The organism is Sulfurimonas sp., from assembly GCF_027056685.1.
Taxonomy (GTDB): Bacteria; Campylobacterota; Campylobacteria; order Campylobacterales; family Sulfurimonadaceae; genus Sulfurimonas.
On sequence record NZ_JALUKE010000153.1, the window covers coordinates 2,127 to 2,844 of the forward strand.

Annotated in this window: 2 protein-coding genes; both read right to left on the reverse strand. The window is 31.8% G+C overall.

Features of this window, described 5'->3' with window-relative positions; genetic code table 11:
* Positions 1-355, reverse strand: a 355-nt coding sequence (locus MVY38_RS06580; RefSeq protein WP_297484544.1) for an AAA family ATPase, incomplete at its 3' end; no start/stop codon positions are given.
* 66 nt (positions 356-421) lie between these two features.
* Positions 422-718 (reverse strand): hypothetical protein (locus tag MVY38_RS06585; RefSeq protein WP_297484546.1); only part of this gene is annotated, 297 nt, incomplete at its 5' end.

Sequence of the window (718 nt, forward strand, 5' to 3'; positions counted from 1 at the left end):
CTTCAAGTAAAGCAGATTGCACTTTCGCTGGAGCACGGTTAATCTCATCGGCAAGTAAAAGATTTGTAAAAATAGGGCCTTTTTTGATTTTAAACTGATTTGTTTGTGGATCATAAATCTCTGCACCTAAAATATCTGATGGTAAAAGATCGGGTGTAAACTGTGCTCGTTTAAAGTGTAAACCAAGTGCTTTTGAAAGAGCATTTACTGTTGTAGTTTTTGCAAGTCCAGGGACACCCTCGATGAGAATATGCCCTTCACATAAAAGTGCAATAAGTAGAGAATCAACCATTTTTTCCTGACCGACAACAACCTTTGCTACTTCTTCTTTAACTTCTTTAATTTTATTAATCATATTTTATTTACCTCTCTTTTTATACTTACTAGTTATGTTGTAAGTATATTCTTTGGAAGTAAACAGTTAATAAATATTTAAGTTTAATATTTTGAAGATTCCCTCTTTCTCTATCTCTGCGTTTAATTTTTTTACGAGGTCTTGTAGTGCTACACTATAATCTTGTGAAGATTGACCATCAATATGTATGAGATTTGTGGCTATCACTCTATTTTTATAATCTTTTGTAGTAAAACTTATCTCCATTCTAGCAATACTAAAACCGTATGCCTTAACTTTTACTATTTTTGCCTTTATAAATACAGAAAAATGATACACATTCCTACGCTTACTAATTTGAAACTTCTGCTTTGTTATTCCAGA